Here is a 19355-nt window from a genome sequence, read left to right as displayed (position 1 = left end):
CTCCCTAAATTTACAGCAGACCTGCGCTTTTCAGTGCCTGCTCAACAACCGGACGACCGGCATCAGTCATCGGCGTCATCGGCAGACGCAGCGTGTCGGTTGCAATTAATCCTAACTGCTTAGCAGCCCATTTAACCGGGACAGGATTAGGCTCAATGAATAGCTTCTGATGCAGATGCATCAGGCGCTGATTAAGGCGTCGCGCTTCGGTAAAATTGCCCTGGCTGGCCAGTTTGCACAATTCTGCCATTTCACGCGCGGCAATGTTTGCCGTTACAGAGATTACGCCCTGTCCGCCAAGCTGCATGAAGTCGAGGGAAGTTGCATCGTCGCCACTTACCAGGATGAAATCTTCATCAACCAGCTCTTGGATCTGACTAACCCGCGATAAGTTCCCGGTAGCCTCTTTGATTCCGATAATATTTTTTATTTTCGCCAGGCGACCTACCGTTTCTGGCAGCATATCGCAACCCGTACGTGACGGGACGTTATACAGCATTTGCGGCAAATCGGTGCTTTCAGCAATGGCTTTGAAGTGCTGATACAGCCCTTCCTGAGTGGGACGGTTGTAGTATGGCGTCACGGTCAGGCAGCCTACCACGCCGCTTTTTTCAAAGCGTTTGGTCAGAGCAATCCCTTCAGCGGTGGCGTTAGCGCCGGTTCCGGCGATCACCGGAATGCGGCCGTCGGCCAGTTCCAGCGTCATCATCACCACGTCACCATGTTCGTCATGGCTTAATGTGGCGGATTCACCGGTAGTCCCTACTGAGACAATTGCCGCGGTTCCGCTGGCAACATGATAATCAATCAGTTTTTTCAAACTCGCACGGCAGACAAACCCTTTGTCATCCATCGGCGTGACGAGTGCAACAATACTTCCCGTGAACATTAGCCATCCCCTCCACAAACAAGTCCTTCATGGTACGGTTTACGGCACTCTAAAAGCAAGCAGACAAGCCCCCCAGGCCACTTGGCATAGGGTATTTTTTATGTTTACCTTAGAGTTATCACAATTGCTAATCATCATGACGGACAGGAAGCATCATTTTGCCGCAGTCACAGCAACATCATCTGGTTATCACCGCACTGGGGGTTGACCGCCCGGGGATCGTTAACACCATCACCCGCCACGTCAGCAGCTGCGGTTGCAACATTGAAGATAGCCGTCTGGCCATGCTGGGTGAGGAATTCAGCTTTATCATGCTGCTTTCCGGCAGTTGGAACGCGATTACGCTGATTGAATCCACCCTGCCGCTAAAAGGCGCGGAGCTGGAGCTGCTGATCGTGATGAAGCGCACCACCTTCCGCGAACGGCCGCCCATGCCCGCCACGGTCTGGGTTCAGGTGGAAGTAAAGGATTCACCGCATATTATTGAGCGCTTCACCGATCTGTTTGATTCCCATCAGATGAACATCGCCGAGCTGGTGTCCCGCACGCAGCCCGCGCAAGAAAATCAGCCGCCTTTACTCTATATTCAAATTACCGCTCACAGCCCCGCAAGCCAGGATGCCTCATTTATTGAGCAGGCATTCAACAGGCTATGTACAGAACTGCAGGCGCAAGGCACTATTAACGTCGTCCAGTACCCACAGCATGATGAAAAAATGGAGAGTAGTGATGAATCCACTGAAAGCCGGTGATACCGCACCGAAATTTAGCTTGCCCGATCAGGATGGCGAACAAGTAAATTTGACCGACTTCCAGGGACAGCGCGTTCTGGTGTATTTCTACCCGAAAGCGATGACGCCAGGTTGCACCGTTCAGGCTTGCGGTCTGCGTGACAGCATGGATGAGCTGAAAAAAGCCGGTGTTGATGTGTTAGGGATCAGCACCGATAAGCCAGAGAAACTGTCGCGATTTGTTGAGAAAGAGCTGCTGAACTTTACGCTGCTTTCCGATGAAGACCATCAGGTCTGCGAACAGTTTGGCATCTGGGGTGAGAAGACGTTCATGGGCAAAACCTATGATGGCATCCACCGGATCAGCTTCCTGATTGGCACCGATGGCAAGGTTGAGCATGTGTTTGATGACTTCAAAACCGCCACTCACCACGACATCGTGATGGACTACCTGAAGAGCGCCTGATCCCAGGCGCAACATAAAAAGGGCAGAAGAGAGTGCCCCTTAATCTCCGGTTTGTCGCCGAAGATTAAGGCACAGCGCCGCTTCTGCCCTTTTCTTATCCCGCTATGTGCGTTTTTTCGGCTCGACGTTCAGCTCATCAGGCCAGGCATGCACCACCGCTTTGATCAGCGTGGCCAGCGGAATGGCGAAGAACACCCCCCAGAATCCCCACAGCCCGCCAAATATCACCACCGACAGAATGATCACCAGCGGATGCAGATTGACCGCTTCTGAGAACAGCACCGGCACCAGAATATTGCCGTCCAGCCCCTGAATAATCAGATAGACGATAATCATCGTCCAGAAGTCGCCGCCGAGGCCCCATTGTGCCAGGCCCACGCCGATGACCGGAATGGTCACCGCCAGCGCGCCGACATACGGGATCAGCACCGAGAAGCCAACCAACACCGCCAGCAGCAGCGCATAGTTCATGCCGATCGCGAGGAAGCCAATCCAGGTGGCGATACCGACCACCACCATCTCCAGCACTTTGCCGCGAATGTAGTTGGAGACCTGCTGGTTCATCTCTGCCCACACCTGACCGGCCAGGCCACGGTTGCGCGGCAGAACGCGGCTGATGGCCGCCAGCATCTGATCTTTGTCCTTCAGCAGGAAGAACACCATCAGCGGCACCAGCACCAGATAAATCGCCAGGGTCATAATGCCCACCAGCGAAGCCAGCGAGTACTTCACCAGCTGGTCGCCCATGCCGCTCAGGCGGCTGCGCAGGTTCTCCACCACGATATCGACGATGCCCACGTCCATCAGCGTTGGGAAGCGCTCCGGTAAGCGGGTGGCATAGTGATACAGGCCGTTAAGCATGGTCGGCAGTTCATGCGCCAGGTTAATCCCCTGTTGCCAGGCAACGGGCGCGACCACCAGCACTAACACCATTAATAAAGAGGCAAAGATAATCAGGATGATGGCGGTCGCCCAGGTACGGGAACAGCCCAGGCGTTCGAGGCGCACCGTTGGCCACTCCAGCAGATACGCCACCACTAACGCCACCAGCAGCGGGGCCAGCAGGCCGTTAAAGAAAAACAGAATACAAAAGGCGGCGATCAGGATGGCCAGCAAGGCGATAGCCTGTGGATCGCTGAAGCGGCGGCGATACCACTGAATTAAGAGGTCCAGCATGTGAAACGTCCTTGCGTACTAAGGGGGGAAACAGTCTACCTGAAGGGTGAGGCTCTGTCGCGTGGCTGTCCGGCGTGGCGGGATGCCAGGCCGGACGGGTGAGGATTAGCCGCTGTGACGTTGCGGGTGCATCTCAAGCTGCGGTTCTGGCTGGCTGGCGATGACACGGTTACGTCCGGCATTTTTCGCCTGATAAAGCGCATCATCAGCCTGCTTGAACACCCGCTCCATCGAGATTTCATCCGGTGACCAGAACGCCACGCCAATCGAAATCGAAATATGCCCAACGGTCGGTAATTCCAGCTGCTCAATCTTTCTTCTGACGCGCTCGGCAATCGCCATCGCCACATCACGATCGGCGCCAGGCATGATCATCAGAAACTCTTCCCCGCCGTTACGGCAGACAACGTCGGTCTGTCGGGAGCTATTACCCAGCTGATCGGCGACGCTTTTAATCACGTTATCGCCCACATCATGACCCCAGGTATCGTTCACCCGCTTAAAGTGATCGATGTCCACCGCCAGCACGGCAAACGGCTGACGGGTCGCGAGGAAATATTCCAGCACCGCGTTCAGGCCGCGACGGTTAAGCAGTTCGGTCATTGGATCGGTCTGCACTTCGAACTTCAGCCGGCCGATTTTATCCTGCAACAAACCAATCCCGGCCAGCATCGCGCGTTTGATTTGCGACGATTCATAATACCAGGAGCGGATGCCGTTAATCTCTTTCGACACGCCTGGCGCGTCCATCTGGCTGGCCTTACGGGCCAGTTGCCATAGCGGTAACGCAATCAGGCGCGCAAGGATCCAGGCACAAATCAGGGTCAGTAGCGCGAAGGGAACCGAATGCTGCAGCACCTTCATCAACAGGCTGTTCAGCGGTTCAAGGGTGGTCTGCGTCGGTTTAAGCGCGACGATGGTCCAGCCCGGCGTGGAGACCGTGGCGTAACCTGCCAGCATCGGTTCGCCGCTGGCTTTCGGGATCTGCTGGTAGCCGTTGCTGTTCTTCTCCCGGACATCGTCCGCGATCAGCGGGGCAATTTTCTGCCCAATCAGTTTGGCGTTCTGGTGGTAGAGCACCCGGTTCTCGCCATCAACCACATACAGTGACGAACCATCGCGGTAGAACTGCTCGCCGAGCAATTCATTGAGAATGCTTTTTTTCTTCAGGTAAATCGTGCCGCCGACAAAGCCCAGATAGCTGCCGGTTTTTGACCAGACAGGATAAGAGACAAACACCATCAGGTTGTTGGCCGCCGAAATGCTCGGTTTGCCGATCAGCGGTTTGCGCTCAGTCAGTGCTTGCGTGGTGCTGCTGGTAGTGAGATGCATGCCTTTCAGCATCAAAGACTCGGGCGAAATCGCTTTCACCCAGCCATTGGCGTCGACAATCACCACCGAGTTAAAGCTGTTGGTCTGTTCGCGCAGGCGATCGACCTCACTTTGCAACGCCGCATCGTTATCCATACCGTCGCCCAGCACTTTGGCACTGAACGCCAGCTGTGACTGCGCCAGCTGAAAAAACATTTCAGTGGTGGAGGCCAGTTTCGTGGCGTAAACGCGGTTGGATTCGAGCGTATTATTGATCAGCACTTCACGCTGTACTCGCCAGGTGGCGTACAGTGAGTTGGCCAGTGTAATCACGATGCTGGCCACGGCTAATAATGTAATAAGCGTGCGTAAGTCCGTCTTGGGGCGACTTAGCCTCAACATGGACTCACCTCGGTGAGACGTTTCATAATGTAGCGCCTTATTATTTTATGTGCGCATTTGATAAGTGCGTGTTATGCCCTGGTAAAGCACACGCCAATTGTACACCTCTCGTTCGTTTTGGGAATATTCTGACGCCCTTTATACCAATAATAATTTGGTTTAATCGATAAGCCCGTTGGCATCATAGAAGGGATAAGGGCCATCAAATTGCCCGACGACGCACTGATGGGTGACCACCCCCTGCTCCGGCGTCCAGCGGTGCAGTAAATAACCGGCGGGCTCCAGGCAGAAGTTGGCCGGGCCGTCGGTTTGCAAATCAAACGCCACCTGATGGGATACACCTGGCGCGCTGCACGCCAGCGTACCGGCAAACCTGACCTGCATACTGCGATGAAGATGCCCGCACAGCACCCTTTCCACCTGCGGATGGCCCTTGATCACCGCAGCTAACGGCTGGGGATTACGCAGCCACTGGCGATCCATATGGTCAATCCCACTGATAAACGGTGGATGGTGCAGCATCACTATTGTCGGCCGCAGCGGTTGTTCCTTTAGCCTGTCAGACAGCCAGCCCAGACGTTCTTCGCAGAGTTCCCCTTGCGGTTGCTGTGGCACGGTGGAATCCAGTGCCAGCAGGCGTAACGGCCCGCATTCGCCTTCCCACTGAATGAATTCGTGGTGCTGAAAAAGATGCGTTTGGTCGGCAAAGATTTTTCGCATCATCTGACGATCGTCGTGATTGCCCGCCATCAGCCAGTACGGCAATTCAAGGTGGGATAACGCTTCCTTCAGCGTCAGATACTCTTCTTCGTGGCCAAAGTCGACCAGATCGCCGGTAATCACCACCGCATCAGGGCGTGGCAACAGCGCATTCAGTCGGGCAATCACCTGGCGTAATGCACCAAGGGTATCCACTTTGCGGTAGGACAATTTGCCCTGGGCTTTAATGTGTAAATCACTGATCTGGGCCAGTAACACCGCTTGCTGAGTCAAAATAACGATCCCTTAATCCCGAATTAAAAATGCATCACCCGTTCGTCGGTGATGATCAATCCTACCCTCTGACCGGTCTGCCAGACCTCACGGGCAGAACGTTCGACCTGAATCGGTTTTTCGCTGCCGATATCAATCAGCAAGCGCTGGCTGGCACCGAGAAACAGTTGTTCGACGATACGGCCCTGACGCAGACCGGCATCCGGCTGACCAAGCTGAATATCTTCAGGCCGGCAGAAACGGGCCGGCGTGCCGTATCCGGCTGGCTGAATGCAGTTGATGGCACCGACAAAATCAGCGACAAACCGGGTGGCAGGCTGCTGATAAATGGCACGCGGCGTGTCGATCTGCGCGATCCGTCCACGCTCAAGCACCGCAATCCGGTCGCCCAACGCCATCGCTTCCTGCTGATCGTGCGTGACATAGACGGCAGTGATGGCCAGCGTTCTCAGCAGATGGCCGATATCCTCACGCAGGCGCTCACGAAGCTTCACGTCAAGCGCCGCCAGCGGCTCATCAAACAACAGAACCTTTGGCCGGGCTGCCAATGCGCGGGCCAGCGACACGCGCTGCTTTTGCCCACCGGAAAGCGCCTGCACCGGGCGATGAGCAAAGGGCAACAGATCGACCATCGCCAGCATCTCATCCACCCTTTCCTGCCGTTCCGCTTTGGGCACACCCTGAATACGCAGGCCGTAGCCGACGTTATCCGCAACGTTTAAATTGGGGAACAGCGCATAGTTCTGGAACACCATGCCGACATTGCGCTTCTCAATCGGCAAGTGGGTGACGTTACGATCGCCAAACCAGACTTCACCGCCAGCGTCTGGCGTTTCCAGGCCGCTGATGATGCGCAGCGTGGTGGTTTTCCCGCAGCCAGACGGCCCCAGCAGCACCAGCGTTTCGCCAGCCACAATGTCGAGATCCAACGGGTGCAATGCCACTGAACCGCCGGCAAAAGTACGTGAACAGTGACGTAAATGAATACTCAGGGAGTCTGCCATCAGACGGTTTCCTTAACGGGTAACGCTCGCGCATCTGCCCGGCGCTGAGCAAACTGGGTGACCCAGCTCAGCGCCAGCAACAGCGGCAAAATAATCGCGAGGAAAATCAGGGTATAGGCCGAGCCCACTTCCAGACGCATTGAGGCATAGCTGTCCGCCAGACCCACCGGCAGCGTTTTCGTCAGCGGCGTGTGCAGCATCCAGGTGATATTAAATTCACCTATCGACAGCGTCAGCACCATAAATGCCCCGGCAAGAATGCCGTTACGGCAGTTCGGTACGATGACGGTAAAGAACCGACGCCAGAAACCGGCGCCCAGGCTGGCGGCCGCTTCTTCCAGTTGTAGCAGCTGGCTGGCGCGCATCACCGACAGGACCGGACGCACCATAAAGGGCAGAGTGAACAGCACATGGCCGATCAAAATAAACAGCCAGCTGCTGCGTAAACCGTGGAAGCCGCCATAGATGACAATCAGGCCGAGCGCCGTGGCCAGTCCGGGTAATGCCACCGGCAGCAACAGAAACTCTTCAATGCGGCTGGCCCAACGTGAGGGGGTTTTCAATAATCCCCATGCGGCTGGCACGCCTAATACCAACACGCACCCGAGGCAGCTGACGGCGATCAGTAGCGACAGCCCGATCGTGCCGGCGTACAGCTCCCAAACCTGGGCAACCCAGCGCAGCGTCAGCCCGCTTTTCAGCCCGATAAAATAGTTCTCCGTCACCCCTGCCAGCAGCGAAAGGACGATGGGTACCACCATAAACAGACACAGGCTGAGCGTGAAAATCAGCTGTAACCAGAACAGTCCGGTGCGTTTCATTACGCCATCTCCTTATGTTCACCGGCCAGCCAGCGCGCCAGAATCAACGCCAGCCAGGCGACACCGCCCATCGCCACGGATAATGCGGCCGCCGTGGCAAAATTGGCGTAATTGGTGAACTCACCGTAAATCGTCAGCGGCAAAACCTTCAGGTCGGTGCCAAGAGTAAACGCGGTGCCAAAAGCGCCCATACTGGTGGCAAAGCAGATGGCGCCGCTGGAAAACAGTGCCGGCGAGATCCCCGGCACAATCACATCCCACACCACTCGCCACTGGCTGGCACCAAGGGATCGCGCTGCCTCCTCCAGCGACGGATCGAGTTTTTCGCAGGCGGCGACCAGCGTCATCACCACGCGAGGGATGGAGAAATAGAGATAGCCCACGAACAGCCCCGCCAGCGAATAGGCAAACATCCAGCGTTCGCCGGACAACGTCAGGCTAAATTGCGCAATCAGCCCCTGGCGTCCCGCCAGCATCACCACCAGAAAGCCCACCACCACGCCTGGAAAAGCCAGCGGGAAAGTTAACACCGCCAGCAACAGCGAGCGCCCGGCAAAGCGGTGACGCGCCAGAAAACAGCCGACGATGGCACAAATCGCTACCGCCAACAGGGAAACCAACAGCGACAGCAGCACCGTCACCCCGAGGCTGCGCAGGTATTGCGGCTGCGTCAGAATGGTCCAGTACGCATTCACACCGGTGCTGTTATCGGCTTCGGTGCCCATCATGATCAGAGTGGCGAAAGGCAGCAGCCAGAACGCCGCAAAAAACAACAGGGCGGGAACCAGCATCCACTGCACCTTTATCCGGCGGAGAAATGGCGTGGCGCGCGCCCCGACATGGGGACGCGAACCGCTGCTGACTAATGGCGCAGACATTACTGGATCTCACTCAGATAACGCGCGGAAAAGGCTTTTTGCGCGTCAGCCATCTGCTGATAATCGACGGTTTTGGCGCGGGCATAATCACTGTCAGGCAGGAAGCGTTTCTTCGCCTCAGCCGACATCGCTTCCGGCCGGACCGGGCGCAGATAAGCATTGGCCCAAATCGCCTGCCCTTTGTCGGACAGCACGTAATCAATCACCTTTTTGCCGTTATCCGCGTGTGGCGCGTTTTTTACCAGGCTGATGACGTACGGCACGGTAACGGTCCCCTCTTTCGGGATCACAAAGGCGACGTTGGCATGGTCGGTGTATTTCGCGCGATAGGCATTGAAGTCATAATCCAGCAGGATTGGGATTTCGCCGGACAGCAGACGCGCATAGGCGGTTTGCTTCGGCACAATCGGCTTATTGGCTGACAGTTTTTTAAAGTACGCCAGGCCAGGTCCGAAGTCCTGCAGGGTGCCGCCCATTGCCAGGTTCGCGGCGACCGCGCCCACGTAACCGACGAACGCGCTGGAAGGGTCGAGGAAGCCAATCATGCCTTTATATTCCGGCTTCAACAGGTCATTCCAGGATTGCGGCACCGGCAAGCCGCCTAAGGCATCGACATTGACCATAAAGCCCATGGTGCCAGAGTGCAGCGCGACCCACTTCCCGTCAGGATCCTTCATGCCAGCCGGGATCGCATTCCATCCGGCGGGTTTATACGTCTCCACCACGCCCGACTTTGCCGCCTGAATACCAAAGGTGACGCCCAGATAGGCCACATCGGCCACCGGGTTGGCTTTTTCCGCCACCATCTGTGCCAGCGCCTGACCGGAGTTTTTATTGTCCTGCGGCACGTTGATGCCGGTATCGGTGGCAATCGCTTTTAACTGCGTGCCCCAGTCAGCCCATTCTGGCGGGCAGTTATAACAAATGGCATCGGCTGCTGACGCCAGCTGGCTGACCATTGCACTCCCCGCCAGCAGCGCGGCGACGGCAATCTTGCTGAACTGTTTACGCTGTAACATAAGTTTTCCCGGATGTTGGTGTAATAAAAAAAGGTTAAGGCAAAGGCAGAACTGGCGGCGGCGCGATGCTTTCACCCAACCGCAGTTGCACCGGTAGCGGCGCAACAGGATCCGGACGCTGACCGGCAATTAATGCCAGCAGATGGGTAATCGCCTGCGTTCCCATATTCTGTAAAGGTTGCACCACGGAACTGAGCGACGGATAAACCAGCCGCCCGAGATCGATTCCGTCGAAGCCAATAATTGAAATTTGCTGCGGCACGCGATAGCCCGCACGAAGCAGCTCGCCGATCACGCTTATGGCCAGCAGATCGTTAGTGCAGAGCAGCGCGGTCATCGCCTGATGGCCCTGTAAGGCGGGTTGCAGCGTCTGCAGGTCTGAACGGGTATGGCTGGGCATTTCCAGCACCGCGGCGGGCGTCAGACCGGCGGCGTTCATCGCATCGCAGTAGCCCTGATAACGCTGAAGCGCGCGGTCAGATTGCAGGATTGGCCCGGCAATCATGCCGATGTGGCGATGCCCGAGGCCAAGCAGGTGCCCGGTGGCCTGACGCATGGCCTGGCGGTTATCAACACACACCGACGGCAGCGTGATTTTTTGCGGCGCGTTGTGGACCAAGACCACCGGCACATCTTCCCGCTGAAGGTTGGCGAGAACCTGGCTGCTGTCGGCATCGGCGACGGTCAGCACCAGCCCATCAACGCGCTGGCGGAGCATATTTTCCACGATGTCCGCTTCGCGCTGCGGCTGATAATCACTGGTGGCAATCAGCAGCCCGTAGCCTCTTTGCTGAGCAGCCACTTCCATCGCCTGCAGCTGTTCAGCAAAAACGGGGTTACTTAACGAAGGCAACAACACCCCCAGCGTGCGGGAAGATTGGGTGCGGAGCTGGCGGGCAATAAGATTTGGCCGGAAGCCAAGCGCATCTGACGCAGCAAATACTTTCAGCCGGGTCTCTTCACGCACCAGCTCAGGCGAAGAGAAAGCCCGTGCTGCCGTAGCGCGTGAAACGCCCGCCAGTTTTGCTACCCGCAATAAATCCGTCATTCGCTCACCTTTTCACCATGAGATCGATCTCATGGCAGGCAAGTTAACAACGATTTATGACAGAAAAATGATCGCAGAAAGGGCCGTGCAGCGGCTCAGGGAAGGTGATCAACGAAAGGCGGCAGAAGCCTGAGTCCGGATTTGCGGGCCAGCGGCCCGCGTTATCGCAGGGACGGCAGAATTACATCGCGAGGAAGGCGTAGCCCTGGTTTTCCAGGGTTGAAACCGTGGTCGGGCTGGACAGCGCATGGGTAACGGATTTATCGATCCAGTCATGCTGGAAATGGTGGAAGGCGACAGACTGATCGCAGACCGAGACATCCACTCCTTTGGCCCGCAGCTGGCTGATGAGCTTCAGGTTAGGATTATCCATACCAAACATTTTTTTATACTGTTCGTTATTTAACATCGCCGGGGTGCCATCACCGGTGACAGAAACCACGAACTTCAGCTGGTCGACCGGCACGCCAGAAGCGACATACAGATTCACAACCCTGGCAACGCGCTCCAGGCCGAGATTAGGATCGTTGGGGCCATTTTCCGCTTTGGTGATCTGGAAAACGATTTTATTACTCTCACCCACAGCCGGTTTATACGCCACGTCTGATTCGTAATGAATTTTGCCGTAACCCTCAATGGTTGGAGTTGACCAGAAACCTGCGGGATCGGCAGCCGGGGTGCCAAAACGGGCACTGATTTTATCGGCAATATCGGGGGCCTTTGAAAAACTGGCGCCGACAAAACCGGCTACAACAGCGATGACTAAATAGGATACGACAGGACGCATAGGATGCTCTCCGCAACAGGGCAACGAGTCAGATGGCTCACGGATAAAAAGGCTGTAGAGTGTCGCCAACTGCGGCGATAACAGGATCTATACCATAGCTTTGACGAATTGCTTGCGGCTGAAAAAAGCATAAGAGCGCAATTAGTTTAGCGATGAAATCATTGATATTATGCAATATCAAAAAAATATTTAAAGTTACTGATTACAACAGGTTGCGTAAAGATCCAGCCAGTGCTCAGCCCATTAAATAGAGTGTATTTTTTATCGTCATGGTTAACATCCATAATTAAAATTTAACTTAAGTTATTAATGGTACTGTTGGTTAAAAAATAAATTAATTATTGGCTCTGTTTAATTTCTGATATCAGTCCAAATAAAGTAACTATGCTAATAAACACATCGTTCACTCCCCGATTCAATAGGAGTATTTTTAGGACTAAACCTAATCAAATTCCATGCCATCATCAGATTAATTGAATAAATTTACCTAACTTTAAGAAAGGCGCGGTTACGATTCGCCGATTGGTAAAATTTATTTGTGATCGGGGACGCAGTAAAAGCAGAAATATCAGGCGCTGCCTGTTCTTTTCAGACCAAAGTACGTTAAGCCGCGTAATTGGGGTTAGCGATGAGATAGTCAATTTTTTACGGCAATAATGGCCGTTTTGCAGAAAATCATTCAGTAACCGTCTGTTGCAACCGTTCCCTTCCGACTGACTAGTGATTAAGATACCCTGCGAAAAGTGCAACGATTGCCCACGGCTGCCAGAACATTTGGTCAGACTGTCGGTCGAAAGAAGACGTCATCAGAATGGGATTCCGCATGATCAGTAGATTGAAGCAGTGTGCTCTGGCCTCACTCATCTTTTCTCTTTCGGCCGCTTCACTGCCGTTGAAAGCGGACGTCAGCGACAATCTGCCGGACATTGGCACCACGGCAGGCAATACGCTTTCCATCGGCCAGGAAATGCAGATGGGTGACTTCTATGTGCGCCAGCTGCGTGGCAGCGCGCCGTTGATCAACGATCCGCTGTTAAACGACTACATCAATCAGTTAGGCCAACGGCTGGTCGCTCACGCCTGGTCGGTAAAAACGCCGTTCCACTTCTTCCTTATCCGCAATGATGAAATTAACGCCTTCGCCTTCTTTGGCGGCAATGTGGTGCTGCATTCTGCCCTCTTCCGCTATACCGACAATGAAAGCCAGCTGGCCTCGGTGATGGCGCACGAAATCTCGCACGTCACCCAACGACACCTGGCGCGCGCGATGGAAGAGCAGCAGCGCAATGCCCCGCTGACCTGGGTGGGTGCGCTGGGCTCAATCCTGCTGGCCATGGCCAGCCCGCAGGCGGGGATGGCGGCGTTAAGCGGTACGCTGGCGGGCGCGCAGCAAGGGGTGATCAGCTTTACCCAGCAAAACGAGCAGGAAGCCGATCGCATCGGCATTCAGGTGTTGCAGCGTTCGGGCTTTGATCCGGAAGCAATGCCGAACTTCCTGCAAAAACTGGCCGATCAGTCCCGCTTCTCCTCCAAGCCGCCGGAGATCCTGTTAACGCACCCTTTACCGGATAGCCGCCTGTCGGATGCCCGCAACCGCGCCAACCAGATGAAGCCGGTGGTGGTGCAGTCTTCGCAGGACTATTACATGGCGAAAGTTCGCGCGCTGGGCATGTACTCCACCGGACAAAACCAGCTGACCGATGACCTGCTGGATACGCTGAATAAAGGCAACACGCGGGAGCAGGCGGCGGGACAGTACGGAAAAGCCGTGCAGTTTTTACAGGCCAAAAGCTTCGCCAATGCCAAAAAGATCATTGCGCCGTTACTGGCAAAGCAGCCGGACAACGTCTGGTATCTGGATATTATGAGCGATATTGATATCGGGCTTAATCAGCCGCAGCAGGCAATCTCGATGCTGCTGGCCGCGAAAGGCGTCAGTGCCAGCGCGGTGGTTCAGCTCAACCTGGCGAATGCCTATGTCGAAGCGAAGCAACCCGCCGAAGCCAGCAAGATTCTCAATCGCTATACCTGGGCGCACAAAGACGATCCGAACGGCTGGGATTTACTGGCGCAGGCCAGTGCCGATCAGGGATTAACCGACGAAGAGCAAGCGGCCAGAGCGGAGAGTTTGGCGCTGAACGGCCAGCTCGATCAGGCGATCAGAAGTTTGAGCAGTGCCAGTGCCTCGGTGCCGTTGGGTAGCCTGAAGCAGGCAAGATATGATGCGAGAATCGATCAGCTGCGTCAGTTACAGCAGCGGTTCAAGCCTTATATGCGATCGTGATCCAGAGCGGGCTGATGCAGTGGCCCGTTGCCGAACTACAGACCGAGCGCTTCTTTCACAAAAGGAATGGTCAGCTTACGCTGGGCACTGATTGAAGCGCGGTCCAGCTTATCCAGCGTTTCAAACAGCGTGCGCATCTCACGATCCAGCCTTTTCAGCAGAAAACGGCCCACGTCTTCCGGTAGTTCAAAACCTCGCAGTCTGGCCCGCAGCTGCAGCGCCTGTAACTTATCCTCATCGGATAACGGCTGCAGGCGATAAATCTGCCCCCAGTCGAGGCGGGAAGCTAAATCGGCTAACTTGAGGTTTAACTGGCGGGGAGGACGATCGGCGGTGATCAGTAAGCGGGTGCGGCCGGTTTCCAGAATGCGGTTATAGAGATCGAAAATCGCCATTTCCCAGGGTTCATCCCCGGCAATGCATTCAATATTGTCGATGCAAATCAGCGGCAGCTGCTCCATGCCATCCAGCACTTCCGGCACAAACCAGGTGCGCTTATCCAGCGGCACATAGCCGACGGCCTCGCCACGGGCGGAGAGCTCGGCGCAGGCGGCATGCAGCAAATGGCTGCGACCTCCCCCTTCACGCGACCAGAAATAAAAATAGCTGCCGTGCTCCTGTTGCAGCGCACTTTGCAGCGCGGCAATCAGCGACGGGTTTTCCCCCGGCCAGAAGCTGGCGAAGGTTTCGTCATCGGGCAAATACAAGGGCAAAGACAGCTGTGCCGGTGTGTTCAGAAGCACCTCAGTGTTGATCGGGCAAAATCCGGCTGGAGTTTATCACAACTTTCTTCTGTTAATAAACGCAGGCCGGATTGCCGTCGCTTACAGGCGATCGCGATCCTGCGGATCGAGCACCACTTCTTCAGGGCGGATCAGGCCGATCGCCTTGAAGATCAGGCTCAGCAGAATGCCGATGATGGTGGCCAGCGCCATGCCTTTCAGCTCCGCCGCACCGATATGCACCGTTGCGCCGCTCACGCCGATAATCAGGATTACCGAGGTCAGGATCAGGTTCTGCGCCTTGTTATAGTCAACCTTCGACTCAATCAGCACGCGAATACCGGAAGCGCCAATCACGCCGTATAACAGCAGTGATACGCCGCCCATCACCGGCACCGGTACCGCCTGGATCACCGCGGCCAGTTTACCGACGCAGGACAGCAGGATCGCCAGAATGGCCGCGCCGCCAATCACCCAGGTGCTGTAGACGCGGGTGATGGCCATTACGCCAATATTTTCACCGTAGGTGGTGTTGGGCGTGGATCCAAAGAAGCCGGAGATGACCGTAGAAATGCCGTTGGCAAACATCGAGCGATGCAGACCCGGATCTTTCAACAGGTCCTTTTTCACGATGTTGGCGGTGACCACCAGATGACCGACATGCTCGGCAATCACCACCAGCGCGGCCGGCAGGATAGTTAACATCGCATACCATTCGAAACGCGGCGTATAGAAGGTGGGCAGCGCGAACCAGTGCGCAGCTTCTACCGAAGACCAGTCGACAATGCCCATCGCCGAAGAGAGCGCATAACCGGCAATCACCCCAATCAGGATCGGGATAATCGCCAGAAAGCCGCGGAACAGCACCGAGCCAAACACCGTTACGCCCAGCGTCACCATCGAGATGATAATGGTTTTGCTGTCAACGGAAGCGCCGTCAGCGGGCAGCAGTCCGGCCATTTTCGCCGCCACGCCCGCCAGTTCCAGCCCGATAACCGCCACAATCGCGCCCATTGCCGCCGGTGGGAACATCACGTCCAGCCAGCCGGTGCCAGCTTTTTTGACAATCAACGCCACCAGGCAGAACAGCACGCCGCAGAGAATAAAGCCGCCGAGCGCCACTTCATACCCGAGCGGCAACAGCAGTAACACCGGAGAAATAAAGGCAAAGCTTGAACCGAGGTAAGCCGGGATTTTGCCCTTACAGATAAAGAGATAGAGCAAGGTGCCGACGCCGTTAAACAGCAATACCGTGGCCGGATTGATATGGAACAGGATTGGCACCAGCACGGTGGCGCCAAACATCGCAAACAGGTGCTGGAAGCTGAGTGGGATGGTTTGCAGCAGCGGTGGCCGCTCGCTGACGCCAATTGCACGACGTGTCATAGTATTACCCCTTGTTTTACCCATTAAAAAGCCGACTCTGCGGTCGGCTTGTCTCGTTGATGACGGCTTATTTGGTGCCGAAGATCTTATCGCCTGCGTCACCGAGGCCCGGAATGATATACCCTTTCTCATTCAGACCCTGATCGATAGACGCGGTGTACAGCTCAACATCCGGGTGCGCTTTTTCCAGCGCGGCAATGCCTTCCGGTGCGGCGACCAGCACCAGCACTTTAATGCTGGTACAACCGGCTTTTTTCAGCAGGTCGATGGTGGCAATCATTGACCCACCGGTAGCCAGCATTGGATCCACCACCAGCGCCATGCGCTCTTCGATATTGGAAACCAGCTTCTGGAAATACGGGACCGGCTCCAGCGTCTCTTCATCGCGGTAAACACCGACAACGCTGATGCGCGCGCTTGGCACGTGCTCGAGTACGCCTTCCATCATGCCCAGTCCCGCACGCAGGATCGGCACAACGGTGATCTTCTTACCTTTGATTTGCTCGATTTCTACCGGACCATTCCAGCCTTCAATGGTCACCGTTTCGGTGGCTAAATCAGAGGTGGCTTCGTAAGTCAGCAGACTTCCCACTTCTGAGGCGAGTTCACGAAAACGTTTGGTGCTTACGTCATGCTCACGCATCAGACCCAGTTTATGTTTGACCAGCGGGTGTTTGACTTCCACGATCTTCATTGTTGTACTCCCGGAGTGTTAAGCTGCAAAAAAAAATCGCGAGATTATAGCGCCATTTACGCTCCACGCCATATGACTTAGTGCAACTTTTGATTAAACCGTCCCTACCCGTCAATAATTAGCTAAAATCCAGTTATCCGCAACGCGTCTGAAGATGGCACTCGCAAACGTTTGCCTGCGCTGTTAGAATTGCCGCGCTTTATTTTCCATACCACCAACCGCAAACCGCGTGGGGATTTCGCAGTGACCGATAAGACCTCTCTCAGCTATAAAGACGCCGGCGTAGATATCGACGCGGGTAATGCTTTAGTCGATCGTATTAAAGGCGTAGTGAAAAAGACTCGTCGCCCGGAAGTGATGGGTGGACTAGGCGGTTTCGGTGCCCTTTGTGCGCTGCCGCAAAAATACCGCGAGCCGATTCTGGTTTCCGGCACTGACGGCGTCGGCACCAAGCTGCGTCTGGCGATGGACCTTAAACGCCACGATACTATCGGTATCGATCTGGTCGCGATGTGCGTGAATGATTTGGTGGTTCAGGGCGCCGAGCCGCTGTTCTTCCTGGATTACTATGCCACGGGCAAACTGGAAGTCGACACCGCAGCCAGCGTGATCACCGGCATTGCTGAAGGCTGCTCGCAGTCTGGCTGTGCGCTGGTCGGCGGCGAAACCGCAGAGATGCCGGGCATGTACCACGGCGAAGATTACGACGTGGCAGGCTTCTGCGTTGGCGTGGTTGAAAAATCAGAAATCATCGATGGCAGCAAAGTTCAGGACGGCGACGTACTGATTGCCCTCGGCTCCAGCGGCCCGCACTCCAATGGCTACTCGCTGGTACGTAAAATTCTGGAAGTCAGCAACACCAATCCGGAAACGACGCAGCTGGAAGGCAAGTCGCTGGCCGATCATTTGCTGGAACCTACCCGCATCTATGTGAAGAACATCCTCAGCCTGATCGAACAGGTTGATGTTCACGCGATTGCTCACCTGACCGGTGGCGGCTTCTGGGAAAATATCCCCCGCGTGCTGCCAGACAACACCCAGGCGGTGATTGAAGAGTCAAGCTGGCAGTGGCCGGCCGTCTTCGGCTGGATGCAGGAAGCGGGCAACGTCAGCCGCTTTGAGATGTACCGCACCTTTAACTGCGGCGTGGGCATGTTAATCGCCCTCAGCGCAGACGAAGCTGATAAAGCGGTACAGCTGATGACTGACGCGGGCGAAAAAGCCTGGAAAATCGGCGTGATCAAAGCGTCCGATTCTGAAGAGCGTGTGGTCATTAACGCATGAAACGGCTAGTCGTGCTGGTTTCCGGCCAGGGAAGCAATCTTCAGGCAATCCTGGATGCCTGCCAGCAAGGCCAGATCCACGGCAGCGTCGCTGCCGTGTTCAGCAACAAGTCGGACGCGTACGGTCTGACCCGCGCGCGTGAGGCCGGTGTTCCGGCCCATGCGCTCGCCGCTTCCCAGTTTGCTGACCGTGAAGCGTTCGATCGCCAGCTGATGCTGGAAATCGATGCTTATGCGCCCGATTTAGTGGTGCTGGCCGGTTACATGCGGATCCTCAGCCCGGCCTTCGTCCAGCACTATGCCGGACGCATGCTGAACATCCACCCTTCCCTGCTGCCGAAATACCCGGGTCTGCACACTCACCGCCAGGCGATTGAAAATGGCGATGAAGAGCACGGCACCTCGGTGCATTTCGTTACCGAGCAGTTGGACGGCGGCCCGGTGATCCTTCAGGCGAAGGTGCCGGTGTTTGCAGAAGACAGCGAAGAGGATGTGAACGCCCGCGTTCAGCATCAGGAGCACGCTATTTATCCGCTGGTGGTCAGTTGGTTTGTCGATGGCAGACTGGCGATGCGTGATGATGCGGCGTGGCTGGACGGTGAAAAGCTGCCTGAAGAAGGGCATGCTGGCGACTAGCTTGTCGTAGCGCATATTAAGGGGGAGATCGTCGATCTCCCCCTTTTTTATTAGCCGTAGCGGCCGGTAATGTAATCTTCCGTGCGACGCTGGCGCGGCGTGGTAAACAGTTCGTCAGTCTCGCCAAACTCCACCACGCTCCCCTGATGCATAAACGCGGTGTAATCTGACACCCTCGCGGCCTGCTGCATATTGTGCGTTACCAGAATCAGCGTGAAGTGCTGCTTCAGGCTGCTCATCAGCTCTTCAATCACCAGCGTCGAAATCGGATCCAGCGCCGAGGTCGGTTCATCCAGCAGCAAAATTTCCGGTTCAATCGCAATCGCACGGGCGATCACCAGCCGTTGCTGCTGACCGCTGGACAGCGTCAGCGCATTCTGCCACAGGTTATCCTTCACTTCGCCCCACAGCGCCGCCGCCCGCAACGCCCGCTCAACCGCTTCATCCAGCACCCGCCGATCGCGAACGCCCTGCAGGCGCAGGCCATAAACGATGTTTTCATAGATGGTTTTCGGAAACGGGTTGGGCCGCTGGAACACCATGCCAACGCGCCGACGTAGCGAGGATAAGTCCTGACTGCTGCCGAGGATCGACTGCTGATTCAGCCGGATATCGCCTTCGGTGCGGCAGCCATCAATCAGTTCGTTCATCCGGTTCAGGCTGCGTAACAGCGTCGATTTCCCGCAACCGGAAGGGCCAATCAGCGCGGTGATGCGATTTTTTGGGATCCGCAGGTTGATTTCATTCAGCGCCTGCTTTTCGCCATACCACAGCGACAGGTTCTCCAGCTCAAGCGTGCTTTCCAGCAAATCGGACTTCACCATT

The 19355-nt window shown here is 55.8% G+C and carries 19 protein-coding genes; 5 read left to right on the top strand and 14 right to left on the bottom strand.

Features of this window, described 5'->3' with window-relative positions; all coding sequences use genetic code 11:
• Positions 1 to 10 precede the first annotated feature (10 nt).
• Entirely contained in the window at positions 11 to 889 is an 879-nt protein-coding gene (gene dapA / locus AC0IXH_RS00330) for a 4-hydroxy-tetrahydrodipicolinate synthase (protein ID WP_013203354.1), read from the bottom strand.
• A 158-nt stretch (positions 890 to 1047) separates the two neighbouring features.
• Between dapA and AC0IXH_RS00325 the strand changes: the two genes are divergently transcribed.
• Positions 1048 to 1641 carry a glycine cleavage system transcriptional repressor gene (locus AC0IXH_RS00325; RefSeq protein ID WP_013203355.1) on the top strand — a complete coding sequence of 198 codons (594 nt, stop codon included), beginning with the start codon at positions 1048 to 1050 and terminating at the stop codon, positions 1639 to 1641.
• The gene (bcp, locus tag AC0IXH_RS00320; protein ID WP_013203356.1) at positions 1619 to 2086 is read left to right on the top strand and encodes a thioredoxin-dependent thiol peroxidase; all 468 of its coding nucleotides are present in this window, start codon (positions 1619 to 1621) and stop codon (positions 2084 to 2086) included. The genes AC0IXH_RS00325 and bcp overlap by 23 nt, the downstream gene beginning before the upstream one ends.
• A 102-nt stretch (positions 2087 to 2188) precedes the next feature.
• On the opposite strand, the gene AC0IXH_RS00315 is transcribed toward bcp, so the two are convergent.
• The 9 genes from AC0IXH_RS00315 to AC0IXH_RS00275 all read right to left on the bottom strand — a co-directional run bounded on the left by AC0IXH_RS00315 (position 2189) and on the right by AC0IXH_RS00275 (position 11525).
• Positions 2189 to 3262, bottom strand: a complete 1074-nt coding sequence (locus AC0IXH_RS00315) for an AI-2E family transporter (RefSeq protein ID WP_013203357.1) — start codon at positions 3260 to 3262, stop codon at positions 2189 to 2191.
• Positions 3263 to 3367: 105 nt separating this feature from the next.
• Positions 3368 to 4975, bottom strand: coding sequence for a sensor domain-containing diguanylate cyclase (locus AC0IXH_RS00310; protein ID WP_471719730.1), 1608 nt, complete (start codon positions 4973 to 4975; stop codon positions 3368 to 3370).
• A 159-nt stretch (positions 4976 to 5134) separates the two neighbouring features.
• Entirely contained in the window at positions 5135 to 5968 is an 834-nt protein-coding gene (locus AC0IXH_RS00305; protein ID WP_471719729.1) for a phosphodiesterase, read from the bottom strand.
• Between the two features lie 23 nt (positions 5969 to 5991).
• Positions 5992 to 6972 (bottom strand): ABC transporter ATP-binding protein, encoded by a 981-nt coding sequence (locus tag AC0IXH_RS00300; protein ID WP_013203360.1) that lies wholly within the window; start codon positions 6970 to 6972, stop codon positions 5992 to 5994.
• Positions 6972 to 7793 carry an ABC transporter permease gene (locus AC0IXH_RS00295; RefSeq protein WP_134822552.1) on the bottom strand — a complete coding sequence of 274 codons (822 nt, stop codon included), beginning with the start codon at positions 7791 to 7793 and terminating at the stop codon, positions 6972 to 6974. The genes AC0IXH_RS00300 and AC0IXH_RS00295 overlap by 1 nt, the downstream gene beginning before the upstream one ends.
• Positions 7793 to 8671 (bottom strand): ABC transporter permease, encoded by an 879-nt coding sequence (locus AC0IXH_RS00290; protein WP_471719728.1) that lies wholly within the window; start codon positions 8669 to 8671, stop codon positions 7793 to 7795. The genes AC0IXH_RS00295 and AC0IXH_RS00290 overlap by 1 nt, the downstream gene beginning before the upstream one ends.
• Positions 8671 to 9690: an ABC transporter substrate-binding protein gene (locus AC0IXH_RS00285; RefSeq protein WP_471719727.1), complete on the bottom strand. Its 1020-nt coding sequence runs from the start codon at positions 9688 to 9690 to the stop codon at positions 8671 to 8673. The genes AC0IXH_RS00290 and AC0IXH_RS00285 overlap by 1 nt, the downstream gene beginning before the upstream one ends.
• A gap of 34 nt (positions 9691 to 9724) precedes the next feature.
• Positions 9725 to 10738, bottom strand: a complete 1014-nt coding sequence (locus tag AC0IXH_RS00280; protein ID WP_471719726.1) for a LacI family DNA-binding transcriptional regulator — start codon at positions 10736 to 10738, stop codon at positions 9725 to 9727.
• 181 nt (positions 10739 to 10919) lie between these two features.
• On the bottom strand, positions 10920 to 11525 hold the full coding sequence (locus AC0IXH_RS00275) for a DsrE family protein (protein ID WP_013203365.1): 606 nt from the start codon (positions 11523 to 11525) through the stop codon (positions 10920 to 10922).
• Positions 11526 to 12348: 823 nt separating this feature from the next.
• Between AC0IXH_RS00275 and bepA the strand changes: the two genes are divergently transcribed.
• A complete protein-coding gene (gene bepA, locus AC0IXH_RS00270; protein ID WP_134822555.1) occupies positions 12349 to 13809 on the top strand; it encodes a beta-barrel assembly-enhancing protease in 1461 nt (486 codons plus the stop codon).
• Between the two features lie 35 nt (positions 13810 to 13844).
• Here bepA and hda read toward each other — a convergent pair whose 3' ends face one another.
• From hda to upp, 3 genes are all read right to left on the bottom strand, one after another.
• Positions 13845 to 14546 carry a DnaA inactivator Hda gene (gene hda, locus AC0IXH_RS00265; protein WP_219845779.1) on the bottom strand — a complete coding sequence of 234 codons (702 nt, stop codon included), beginning with the start codon at positions 14544 to 14546 and terminating at the stop codon, positions 13845 to 13847.
• A gap of 87 nt (positions 14547 to 14633) precedes the next feature.
• The gene (gene uraA / locus AC0IXH_RS00260) at positions 14634 to 15917 is read right to left on the bottom strand and encodes a uracil permease (protein WP_151036794.1); all 1284 of its coding nucleotides are present in this window, start codon (positions 15915 to 15917) and stop codon (positions 14634 to 14636) included.
• A gap of 67 nt (positions 15918 to 15984) precedes the next feature.
• Positions 15985 to 16611: a uracil phosphoribosyltransferase gene (gene upp, locus AC0IXH_RS00255; RefSeq protein ID WP_013203369.1), complete on the bottom strand. Its 627-nt coding sequence runs from the start codon at positions 16609 to 16611 to the stop codon at positions 15985 to 15987.
• A 243-nt stretch (positions 16612 to 16854) separates the two neighbouring features.
• Between upp and purM the strand changes: the two genes are divergently transcribed.
• Both purM and purN read left to right on the top strand, forming a co-directional pair.
• Positions 16855 to 17895, top strand: coding sequence for a phosphoribosylformylglycinamidine cyclo-ligase (purM, locus tag AC0IXH_RS00250; protein WP_041692384.1), 1041 nt, complete (start codon positions 16855 to 16857; stop codon positions 17893 to 17895).
• Complete coding sequence (gene purN / locus AC0IXH_RS00245; protein ID WP_013203371.1) at positions 17892 to 18530, top strand: phosphoribosylglycinamide formyltransferase; 639 nt, start codon at positions 17892 to 17894, stop codon at positions 18528 to 18530. Before purM ends, purN begins: the two co-directional genes overlap by 4 nt.
• Before the next feature lie 50 nt (positions 18531 to 18580).
• On the opposite strand, the gene pstB is transcribed toward purN, so the two are convergent.
• Positions 18581 to 19354 carry a phosphate ABC transporter ATP-binding protein PstB gene (gene pstB / locus AC0IXH_RS00240; protein WP_013203372.1) on the bottom strand — a complete coding sequence of 258 codons (774 nt, stop codon included), beginning with the start codon at positions 19352 to 19354 and terminating at the stop codon, positions 18581 to 18583.
• Position 19355: the final 1 nt, after the last annotated feature.

This window comes from Erwinia sp. AC075, from assembly GCF_979253995.1.
This window is presented reverse-complemented; position numbering and strand designations above follow the sequence as displayed.

Coding starts and splice junctions, on each gene's coding strand:
- dapA (WP_013203354.1), bottom strand. CDS start 889: ATGTTCACGGGAAGTATTGTTGCACTCGTCACGCCGATGGATGACAAA.
- bcp (WP_013203356.1), top strand. CDS start 1,619: ATGAATCCACTGAAAGCCGGTGATACCGCACCGAAATTTAGCTTGCCC.
- AC0IXH_RS00315 (WP_013203357.1), bottom strand. CDS start 3,262: ATGCTGGACCTCTTAATTCAGTGGTATCGCCGCCGCTTCAGCGATCCA.
- AC0IXH_RS00310 (WP_471719730.1), bottom strand. CDS start 4,975: ATGTTGAGGCTAAGTCGCCCCAAGACGGACTTACGCACGCTTATTACA.
- AC0IXH_RS00300 (WP_013203360.1), bottom strand. CDS start 6,972: ATGGCAGACTCCCTGAGTATTCATTTACGTCACTGTTCACGTACTTTT.
- AC0IXH_RS00295 (WP_134822552.1), bottom strand. CDS start 7,793: ATGAAACGCACCGGACTGTTCTGGTTACAGCTGATTTTCACGCTCAGC.
- AC0IXH_RS00290 (WP_471719728.1), bottom strand. CDS start 8,671: ATGTCTGCGCCATTAGTCAGCAGCGGTTCGCGTCCCCATGTCGGGGCG.
- AC0IXH_RS00285 (WP_471719727.1), bottom strand. CDS start 9,690: ATGTTACAGCGTAAACAGTTCAGCAAGATTGCCGTCGCCGCGCTGCTG.
- AC0IXH_RS00280 (WP_471719726.1), bottom strand. CDS start 10,738: ATGACGGATTTATTGCGGGTAGCAAAACTGGCGGGCGTTTCACGCGCT.
- AC0IXH_RS00275 (WP_013203365.1), bottom strand. CDS start 11,525: ATGCGTCCTGTCGTATCCTATTTAGTCATCGCTGTTGTAGCCGGTTTT.
- bepA (WP_134822555.1), top strand. CDS start 12,349: ATGATCAGTAGATTGAAGCAGTGTGCTCTGGCCTCACTCATCTTTTCT.
- uraA (WP_151036794.1), bottom strand. CDS start 15,917: ATGACACGTCGTGCAATTGGCGTCAGCGAGCGGCCACCGCTGCTGCAA.
- upp (WP_013203369.1), bottom strand. CDS start 16,611: ATGAAGATCGTGGAAGTCAAACACCCGCTGGTCAAACATAAACTGGGT.
- purN (WP_013203371.1), top strand. CDS start 17,892: ATGAAACGGCTAGTCGTGCTGGTTTCCGGCCAGGGAAGCAATCTTCAG.
- pstB (WP_013203372.1), bottom strand. CDS start 19,354: ATGGTGAAGTCCGATTTGCTGGAAAGCACGCTTGAGCTGGAGAACCTG.